Source organism: Nostoc sp. CHAB 5715 (genome assembly GCF_020829685.1).
In the GTDB taxonomy this organism is placed as follows: Bacteria; Cyanobacteriota; Cyanobacteriia; order Cyanobacteriales; family Nostocaceae; genus Nostoc.
Map to the genome: position 1 here is coordinate 1 of NZ_JAIVFR010000153.1, position 10,011 is coordinate 10,011.

5 protein-coding genes, 1 tRNA gene and 1 pseudogene are annotated in these 10,011 nt (G+C 42.3%); 5 read left to right on the forward strand and 2 right to left on the reverse strand.

Going from position 1 to position 10,011, the window contains the following annotated elements; all coding sequences use genetic code 11:
* Nucleotides 1–118 precede the first annotated feature (118 nt).
* Together LC574_RS10845 and LC574_RS10850 are read left to right on the forward strand one after the other, a co-directional pair.
* A pseudogene (locus LC574_RS10845) lies at nucleotides 119–664 on the forward strand (YqiA/YcfP family alpha/beta fold hydrolase); the annotation flags it as partial.
* 113 nt (nucleotides 665–777) lie between these two features.
* Nucleotides 778–1,923, forward strand: coding sequence for a histidinol-phosphate transaminase (locus LC574_RS10850; RefSeq protein WP_229453535.1), 1,146 nt, complete (start codon nucleotides 778–780; stop codon nucleotides 1,921–1,923).
* An 8-nt stretch (nucleotides 1,924–1,931) separates the two neighbouring features.
* Here LC574_RS10850 and LC574_RS10855 read toward each other — a convergent pair whose 3' ends face one another.
* A complete protein-coding gene (locus tag LC574_RS10855; RefSeq protein ID WP_229453532.1) occupies nucleotides 1,932–2,486 on the reverse strand; it encodes a hypothetical protein in 555 nt (184 codons plus the stop codon).
* Between the two features lie 833 nt (nucleotides 2,487–3,319).
* Nucleotides 3,320–3,925: a GNAT family N-acetyltransferase gene (locus LC574_RS10860; RefSeq protein ID WP_229453536.1), complete on the reverse strand. Its 606-nt coding sequence runs from the start codon at nucleotides 3,923–3,925 to the stop codon at nucleotides 3,320–3,322.
* Between the two features lie 799 nt (nucleotides 3,926–4,724).
* On the opposite strand from LC574_RS10860, the gene LC574_RS10865 reads away from it, so the two are divergent.
* From LC574_RS10865 to LC574_RS10875, 3 genes are all read left to right on the forward strand, one after another.
* Entirely contained in the window at nucleotides 4,725–8,252 is a 3,528-nt protein-coding gene (locus LC574_RS10865; RefSeq protein ID WP_229453533.1) for a response regulator, read from the forward strand.
* 71 nt (nucleotides 8,253–8,323) lie between these two features.
* Nucleotides 8,324–9,628: a hypothetical protein gene (locus LC574_RS10870; protein WP_229453534.1), complete on the forward strand. Its 1,305-nt coding sequence runs from the start codon at nucleotides 8,324–8,326 to the stop codon at nucleotides 9,626–9,628.
* A gap of 50 nt (nucleotides 9,629–9,678) precedes the next feature.
* A tRNA-Gly gene (locus LC574_RS10875) sits at nucleotides 9,679–9,749 on the forward strand.
* Nucleotides 9,750–10,011 lie beyond the last annotated feature (262 nt).

Consider the following 10,011-nt stretch of genomic DNA (forward strand, 5'->3'; position numbering starts at 1 on the left):
GCTTTGAGTACTTCGCCTGATTCTATTAATATTGAGACCAACGAAAATTCTTTGAGTTGCATTGGGCTGTGGGTTTTTAGGTACAACTCCCAATCTACATGTTTTTGAGCTTAACCGAAAAGTATTGATTCCCGATCTAAATGCTGGCGATTTTTCACAGTTGACAATCACTCGTCAGATTACTCAAGTTGCCGCAGAATTCAGTAATAATTCTACGCCAGTAACGCTCATTGGCTCAAGTTTAGGCGGCTTGACCACTGCCCACTTGGGACAGCAATATTTACAAGTACAACGTCTTGTGCTGCTAGCACCAGCTTTTGAGTTTTTATCCCATTGGTTGCCCAAGCTAGGCGATGAAGAAGTAGAACGGTGGCAGCAAGAAAAATATATCATGGTCTACCACTATGGGGAGCAACGAAAGCTTCCCTTAAGTTACGATTTTGTTACAGATGCTGCCCAATACCAAGAGGAGTTTTTGCAACGTCCTATCCCCACCCTGATTTTACATGGAAAAAACGATGAAGTCATCCCCATCGAAGCCAGTCGTAACTTTGGGCGTTCGCGTCCTTGGGTAAAGTTAGTCGAACTCGACAGTGACCACGCTTTGGGTAATGTTATGGAAGAAATTTGGCAAGCAATTCGCCTCTTTTGCCAATTACCTTGAAGCTGTAAAATATTAAACTCTCACATAAATAATGTCCTTAGTCATTTGTCCTTTCTTTAGTTACTAATGACTAATGACCAATGACTAATGACCAATGACTAATGACTAAAATTATGCTTCCCTTTATCCGGTCAGATTTAGCCAAATTTACCGCGTACAAACCTCACCCCAGCAGCGATACAGCCGAATCTGTCCCCGTGCAATTTGATCGGCTAGATACAAATGAAAGCCCTTATGATTTACCACCTGAGTTAAAACAGAAGCTAGCCTGGACGTATCAGCAAGTAATTGAAACAAATCGTTATCCTGATGGCGGACATGAAACACTTAAAGATGCGATCGCCCAATACGTCAATGAATCAGCCGGTCTCTCGCTATCCAATACTGCTGCCAATATTTCTGTTGGAAATGGTTCAGATGAGTTGATCCGTTCTTTATTAATCGCCACCTGTTTAGGAGGAGAAGGTTCAATTCTAGTTGCCAATCCCACTTTCTCTATGTACGGAATTTTGGCACAAACTTTGAGTATTCCTGTAGTCGCGGTGGGTAGAAATGAAACAAATTTTGAAATTGACTTAAAAGCTGCACAGGCTGCGATCGAAGAAACTCAAAATCCCCCGATTCGGGTAGTTTTTGTAGTGCATCCCAATTCACCGACTGCCAATAGCTTAACTGCGGCAGAGTTGGCATGGTTAAGAAGTTTGAGTCAGCATATTTTGGTAGTAATTGATGAAGCTTACTTTGAATTCAGTCAAACTACCCTAGTAGGTGAATTAGCACAGCGCCCCAATTGGGTGATATTACGCACTTTTTCTAAAGCCTTCCGGTTGGCAGCTCTCCGTGTTGGCTATTGCGTCGCTCATCCCGAAGCGATCGCCATCTTAGAAAAAGTTCGCTTACCTTACAATCTCCCTAGCTTTTCTATAGCAGCAGCATTAGTTGCTTTACAAAACCGCACACTCTTGCTGGAGTCAATTCCCCAAATCCTGAGTGAACGAGCCAAACTCATCGAAATTTTATCCCAACAACCAGAACTACAAATTACCGCAAGCGCTGCTAACTTTATTTACCTACTTCTTAAACCAAATAGCTTTAAGTCACCAGATGCTGCGTTAAAAAGTTTCCACCAGAAACTTAGAACACTTGGCACTGTTGTGCGACACATTAGCCCAGGATTGCGAATTACTGTAGGGACAATCGAGGAAAACGCCCGCACCGTTAATCGAGTACAAGCTGTTTTGGCAAATTTGGAATTTTAGAAATTCACTCAGTAATTAAATCGGCTGTTCACCTCACTGCCCAAACGGCGTACTATTCCCACTGTTTGTGGCAGCACACCTACTAAAAGAGCAAAAGCAACATCCGGCAAAAGAGCCACTATATCTGGTGGAAAGTATTGTTCAAATTGATCGAGAATTTTCTGAACTCGCTGCCCAGGCACTGGGTTTTCTGTAATTTGTTTGATCAATCGAATCCACTGTCGCCTAATCAAGTAAGCCTTCTGGCGTTCTTCATTAGATTCAGGAGTTAATAAAGACAGATTACCTATGGGCAATGCTCTTTGACAATCACAATCGTAATCCCCACCTACAGCAGCCCCAGGCCCAGCAAACTCTGCATGGTAGCGTTTAAAGAGGATTAATCCATTTCGTCTACGACTATTGACGATGAAAACTTCTCCACTGTGTAAACGTGTAAGGATATCCGAGCCTTGCGATTGCTCAGTTTCATCTGGCATGACAACAGAGTCAAGGAAACTAGCTTCAGGGCAATAAGTTGATACCATAGAGGTCTGATAGCGCCGATGCTGTTCGCTATCCATGTTTTTTAAACTTTCAACGAATTTGGTAGTAGTATGCACTTCAAAACAGAATTAGCTGTTATGTCAAATCAGGTTTTTGAATTCTTTATATTATCAAGAGTCTTTTGGCCAATTTTACTAAAATAGTAATAAATAGGCATTGTTTAGTAATTGAGTGATCATATTTTATGAGATATAACTAGATTTGTCTTCCAATTCCGAGAGGGTTTTCTTAAAGTTTTTATAAAGATGAATATCTTAATTAAAAAGTTATTATGAGCTATTGCTAGTTTTCTCAGGGCAATTGTACAGCTATTTTCATTATAATTAATTTATTTATCTATATAAAATATTCTAAAATACTTGTTGTTTAATAGCAAACAAAAAAAGGCAAAGTTTAATAAGTTAATCATTTAAGACAAGTTTTCCAAAGTTATATTTTTATTAATATTACGAATAATAAAATTCGTAAAAACTTTAAACAAAATATGCTTAAAAGAATTATTTAAAACTATATAGCAGTCCTAAATGATTCGTAAACTTTTTTGCTTCTTTTCTTTTCTACGAGACGCTACGCGGCGGAAGCCTCTCGTATAGATAGTGGTTCGATAATTTTTTAAAAAATCTAAATATATGTACGGTACGTTAGGAGGAGTCGCTAACAAAGTCTTCGGACAGTGGCGTACTCTCTGTCTGACACACCCTACAAGTATTTCAAAAATAAAATATCAGTCCTATAGCTAATACTAGCTTAATTTTTAATTAAGTTAGTTTGTGCTTTGATTGTCTATATTGGTGAGAAATTTTCCCAAAAGTAATTACAACATCAAAACTTATTATTGCCAAAATAAGATTCAAATAGTGGAATCAGCACTCACGTGCTTGTGCAATAACATTTGGCTTGAGCGTCTTAGGAAAAATGTATTCCAATTCGATTCGACTTTATGCACCCGATATCCCAACTTGAAATAAAGTTGCCTTGCTTGATGGTTATTTTCCAAAACGTGGAGATATAAATCTTGAAATCCCCAGTCACGAGAAACTTTTTCACAACTAGTCAGTAAGCCGGAAGCAACACCGTGTCTACGGTATTGTGAGTGAACTGCTAAATTAGATAAATAAGGAAAACCCATGCCAACCTGGCTCCACGAATCACTGTAACGTACACCCAGTTCTACACTTCCCACCAAGTTATTAGCCGCACCAGTAGTAGCTTCAAAGGCGACTAAACAAATATGACGCGACGGAGGTGATGCCATGCGATGCCTTAAGTCTTCGTAAATACCGAGACGTAGCAATGGAAAAGCCCATCCCCACATACCCTGTTGGGAGTGAAAGCTTTCAGCAATAATTTGAGAAACACTGATCAAATCAGCAGGTGTAGCTGTACGAATTTGAAATTGGCAGCAAGCTGGATTGATTGGCTGTTGCTGGTATGGATGAAAAAACCGATATTTCAAGGCTAGTTTAGTATTGATTTTATTCAACGAAAATTTTCTCAAATATCCTCAAACACCATTTAAACTGAAGAAAAACTTTATATTTGCCCACCTTTAGTTACAGTACTGAACTCGCTTAGGCAATTGCCGCTACACTAACAGGACTTTACTACTACTACAGGTCGGCGGAAATAAACCTACCATTTCATTACAGCCAAAAAGCTCAAAATTAGAGGCTTTTGACTTTTGACTTCCGCCTTGGGGTACTAGGTCATAGTAACAGGCTGTGCAAGTACTGGGGAAGAATCTCCAAGATCCAAGATCCCTAACTTCTTAACCCTAGACTTGTCTTAATGATAGTTCTGATTGCTAAATTAGAAGGAGGTATTTGTCTAATAGTATACTTTGGCTTTAAATCTTATTGTTTTAATATTGCTGACCCTACCATGACTACCATAAATAAAATTTACCTGCAAGTGTTAGTACAACTGCTGCAAAGGGAAAACTTAATATGCAGCTTCATCTGGATTTGTCAGCTAGCTATGAGCGCTGTATGTAGTATCAGACATTGCTTACAGGAGGTGAAGAAGATTTGGCAAGCAAGCAGCGACTCTGTAACCCTAAAACTGACTATGAAAGCAATTACACTGCACCAAAGCAAACGGTAATCGGTATAAGCCATTGAGACGAATTACTGTGAGTAAACGCTCCTACACTCAGCAGTCATGTAGCCAAACAGCCTTATTGGTCGAAATGCTCTGCTCTTACCTGACTCAGAAACATTCTTTATCCGACTGCCGTTGCAGCAGGAAAGCGGTGCATGAAATCCCAAGCAAACAGTAAGCCTAAAATTTTGGTTGTTGATGATGAACCAGACAACCTTGACTTGCTTTACCGCACTTTCTATCGCGACTATAAGGTGCTAAGGGCAAACTCTGGCCCTGCGGCACTCGATCTGCTGGCTCAAGAGGGGGAGGTCGCGGTGATCATCTCCGATCAGCGGATGCCGATGATGAGCGGTACAGAATTTTTGAGCCTGACAGCAACTCAATATCCAGATATTATCAGGATTATTTTAACTGGCTACACCGATGTCGAAGACCTGGTGGAAGCAATCAACGCTGGTAAGGTATTTAAATACGTCACTAAACCGTGGGAAGCTGAGGAACTCAAAGCAGTGGTACGCCAAGCTTTGGATACTCACAATGTCCTCAAAGCCCGCACCCGCGAACTTACCCGCACACTCCGACAAGAATCGCTGTTGAATAGTGTCACAAATACGATTCGCAGTGCTTTAGACTATCGCCAAATTTTGCAGGCAATTGTAGATACAGTGGGTCACATGTTGGAGGTGGATGTTTGCCTGTTGCGTCCTTTCCAAGATGAGCAGTTAGCGGATAAAGGATTCATTTATCAGAAGCCTCTTTCTGAAGAAGCAGGGGAGCAGGCAAATAATTCTTCTGCTGTGCCCCTGTCAACCTCTGCCCCTCTGCCTCTTTTGGCTCAAACGGTGTGGGAAACCCGTGAAGTCCAGGTGATTCACGATGTAACTGATGATGAGCGTATTCACGGTGATACTCCAGAACTGCGCCAACGTGGGGAAGCTTTTACTGCTGCTAACATTTGCTCTAGTTTAGTTGTGCCATTGATCTGCCAACAAGAACTGATGGCAGTGCTGGCGCTGCATCAGTGTTCTTTACCTCGCTTTTGGGGGGATGATGAGGTGCAGCTAGTGTTGATGGTGGCGGATCAGGCAGCTTTAGCTTTGTCTCAAGCTTATGCTTATGAACAAGTACGTGCCCTTGCCAAGCGAGAAGCCCTAATTAATACGATTACTAGCGCGATTCGTTCTAGCTTAGATCCCCAAGATATTTTTGCGGCTATTACTCAACAACTGGGACAAGCTTTACAAGTTGATGGCTGTGTCCTGTCTTTGTGGACAGAGGAAGATGAGTTTGTCCAGTGTGTGGGCTTGTATGACAGTTTTCAATATTCGGAAAATTTGCGTAAGGACAGCCCAACCCAGGCATCGCCAGCCCCAGACAATAATTCAAGTAGCAACAATCACCTATTACCTCCGAGATTACCTTATTCTCAAGCATCTATACAGGAGAATCCAATCCTCCAACAAATGCTACAGACACATGAACCTGTGGTAATTGGTAATGTGAGCCATTCTTCCTCAGATGTGGAGGGTTTTGATTTGCCTTTAAAAATGCCAGCGCGATCGCTAATGTTTGTGCCATTATTGGCTGATGGTAAATGTATCGGTAGTATTACTTTACATGAAGGTAAAAAAGTACGCCGATGGCTGTCATCTGATATTGATTTGGCTAAAGCAGTAGCGGCTCAAGCAGCGATCGCTGTGCAGCAGTCATACCTGTATCAAAAAACTCGCCAACAAGCTGAACGCTTACTGGAATTAGACAAACAAAAAACCGAATTTTTCCAAAATATTTCTCATGAGTTTCGCACACCGATAACCTTGATTCAAGGGCCTTTAGAGTCGGCGGTGGCGGCTGGTGAAGGATTATCTTACTCCCAAAGTGCGATCGCCCTGCGTAACTCCCGCCGCCTGCTGCGACTGGTAAATCAACTCCTGGATTTACAACGCCTGAATGCGGGGAGAATGCAGCCTAGTTTCCATCCCTGCGATTTAGCAGAATTTGTCAGCCAAATAGTGGAATCTTTTCGTCCCTACTGTGAGAAAAAGAAACTGCATCTAGTCACCGAATTAGATGAATGTTCTCCGGTGTACTTGGATACGGAAAAATTTGACAAGGTGATTTATAATCTCCTGTCAAATGCCATGAAGTTTACTCCCGAAGGTGGGACGATCAGTGTCAGACTAAAATGTGAGTGCGATCGCTGCATATTGCAAGTACAAGATACTGGAATTGGCATTGTTAAAGAACAAATTCCCTACCTCTTTGAGCGCTTTCGCCAAGCTGAGGGTTCCGCAAACCGCTCCTATGAAGGTAGTGGTTTGGGTTTAGCTTTAGTTAAAGAATTGGTCGAATTACATGGTGGTCAAGTCACTGTGGAATCAGTTTACGGCCAAGGCACTACCTTTAATTTATGGCTTGTGACTGGAAATGCTCATTTACCCGCACAGCAAGTACTAGAAACGCCTACCGAACTGAATACGAGCCGCGCTAGCGTAGAATTAGCTGATTTAGAACTGGTATCAACAACAGACAATATTGAAGATATTACAATAAACCTCTCCCCCAGTATTGATACTCAAGACTCAGCACTTAAGACTCAGCACTTAATTTTAGTTGTAGATGACAACCCGGATTTACGAACCTATGTATCAGAGATTTTCCGCCGCAACGGCTATCATGTACGCACAGCTCGTAACGGTTATGAAGGGCACAGTATAGCTAAAGAAATTATACCCAGTTTGATTGTGACTGACTTAATGATGCCCTTGGTGAGCGGACTTGAAATGATTCAGATGATCCGCAATGAGGAGAAGTTGAAAGGAATACCAATCATTCTGCTGACAGCAAAAGCTGACGAGGAAACCCGCATCGAAGGTACAGAACATGGCGCGGATGCTTATTTAGCAAAACCATTCAATGATCGGGAACTTTTGGCCGAAGTTCGGAATCTTTTGGCATTGAAAGAAAATGAACGGCGAATTGTGGAGTTAAATACTTATCTAACAGAATCGGTGCTAAAGCGCTTTTTACCGGCTGTATTGGTACAAAAAGCCGCAACCGGAGATTTAACGTTAGATTTGCGCCCAGAACCACGCTTAATTACAGTTTTGTTTAGTGATATTGTGGGTTTTACACAGCTATCAAATACTCTCAGATCACGAAGAGTTGCAGAGTTGCTAAATGAATATTTAGAAGCCATGACCAAGGTTGTATTTGGCAATGGCGGCACTGTAGATAAGTTTATGGGAGATGCTATCTTAGCTTTATATGGAGCGCCAGAAGAGTTAACTCCCAATGAACAAGTGCGTCGTGCCATAAATACAGCAAGAGCAATGCACCGCTCACTGGCTGAGTTGAACCAGCGCTGGCGAAACCAAGGTGTATTCGATGGTGACAGACTTACTAGCGTCCAGTTTCGGTGCGGTATCCACCAAGGTACTGCTGTTGTGGGAATGTTTGGTAGTGCTGAACGGGCTGATTATACTGCCATTGGTCCAAGTGTGAATATTGCTGCAAGGTTGCAAGCCGCTGCTGTTCCCGGTACTATCTTAGTTTCTGCTGCCGTGGCAGATTATTTGCAGGAAGAAGAAATTACTAAAGGTAGTCCGCTAGAACTTAAAGGAGTAGATGAAACAGTTTTGACTTTTGCTGTGACACCAGAGGTAATGGTTAATCGCTAAAATTTAGGCTGGTATTTTAAAGCATTAGCAATGAGTAAGAGTGCCTAATCATATCCAGTTTATAATATAATATGACACCATCAGTTGCAGACAAAACTCCAATTCCAACCAAAGTCTGGAGGCGACACACTGATCCACCAGCTTTGTGGATTTCTGTCTTTATAGGTTCAGTCTCTCTGCACTTGCTAGCGTTCTGGCTGATGCGCTCATCTAATGCATTTAGTCTTTGGTTTCCCCAACAAAGTCAATCTGCTGTTCCCATTGAATTGATAGACATTGCTCCCAAATCAAAATCAACAGCCAAAACAGTTTCGCCAAAGCCACTATCCTCAACTCAAAAGTCTGTACCAGCACGTTCACCACAAACAGCACGAACTACGCCTAGAAATCAAGATTTTGGCGCAATAAATTCTGCGGATAATCTCCAGCACAAGAGGCAAACTTACGCCTCTCAACCTAATAGCCAACCCTTTAGACAACAGAGAGTTGCTACGCGGACATCGACACCAACACCGACACCGACATCTACACCGACATCTACATCTACACCGACACCGACATCTACACCTACAGTTCCAGTCGGTAATCTACCTTGGAACCGCCGTCAAGAAATCAAACTGGGAAAGGGAACGCTACTACCAACAGGTATTCCATCAAATTCACCAGTTTCGGAAGCTGAAAACAGAGAAACGCCACGTATCCCCGCTCAGAAAACTCCAGCAACTTCGACTAAAGAAACTCCAGCAACTCCGACTAGGGAAACTCCACGCACCCCCGTTCAGGAAACTCCAGCAACTCCGACTAGTGAAACTCCACGCACCCCCGTTCAGGAAACTCCAGCAACTCCGACTAGTGAAACTCCACGCACCCCCGTTCAGGAAACTCCAGCAACGCCGACTAGGGAAACTCCACGCACCCCCGTTCAGGAAACTCCAGCAACTCCGACTAGGGAAACTCCACCAACTCCAACTCAGGGAGTATCGGTAGCAATAGTAGCTCCTTTGCTTAGAGATGAAGTGAGTAGCTTGATACAATCAGGAAGATTACGACAAGATGCTTTACCCGACGTTATCGCTTTATATAGGGGAAGCAACACAAAACAATTAGACTCAAGTTTTCTTGTCCACAATTCTGGACTTGAACCAGCACAACTCTTGGCTAGCTTAATAATTGATCACAATGGCAACTTTCAACAGGCTGTAGTTCTAGAAATAGAACCAGCAACATTGCAAAGTGAAAAAAGCACATACCAGCAAGTCCTCAGCGAAGTTTTCAAAACAGAAAACTTTATTGCTGCTCACAACAACGATGGCACAAAACCAGAATTGAGCAATCTGTATGTCAGGATCAAAATCCAGCCTGCTAATTCCAACTAAGTGTTTGAATTTTTGCAAAAACTGTGTTAAATTTATAGGGTTAGAATTTTGCGGGCGTAGTTTAGTGGTAAAACTATAGCCTTCCAAGCTATTAATGCGGGTTCGATTCCCGCCGCCCGCTTAGAAAAGGTCTGAAATGCACTATTGCAGCACGGTGTAAATCTATCTGATATTTTAAAGACAAGGGGCAAAATCCTATTGTCAAAGGTAGGCAAACTTCCGCCATAGTGTACTAGTGCAAGAAGCAAGGTGAATTCCTTAGAGGGTGACAAGGCAACTCTAAGCTATGCAGGACAAAACTTTGAGAAGATAGTGAAGACAAAAAATAGGGAGCATTTTTGTGGCTCCCCTGGAAAAATATGTTTCCTGAATCTTACCAAAAA

Bases quoted from the DNA above. Each gene is read 5' to 3' on its own strand.
- LC574_RS10850 (WP_229453535.1), top strand. From the start codon at position 778: ATGCTTCCCTTTATCCGGTCAGATTTAGCCAAATTTACCGCGTACAAA.
- LC574_RS10855 (WP_229453532.1), bottom strand. From the start codon at position 2,486: ATGGATAGCGAACAGCATCGGCGCTATCAGACCTCTATGGTATCAACT.
- LC574_RS10865 (WP_229453533.1), top strand. From the start codon at position 4,725: ATGAAATCCCAAGCAAACAGTAAGCCTAAAATTTTGGTTGTTGATGAT.
- LC574_RS10870 (WP_229453534.1), top strand. From the start codon at position 8,324: ATGACACCATCAGTTGCAGACAAAACTCCAATTCCAACCAAAGTCTGG.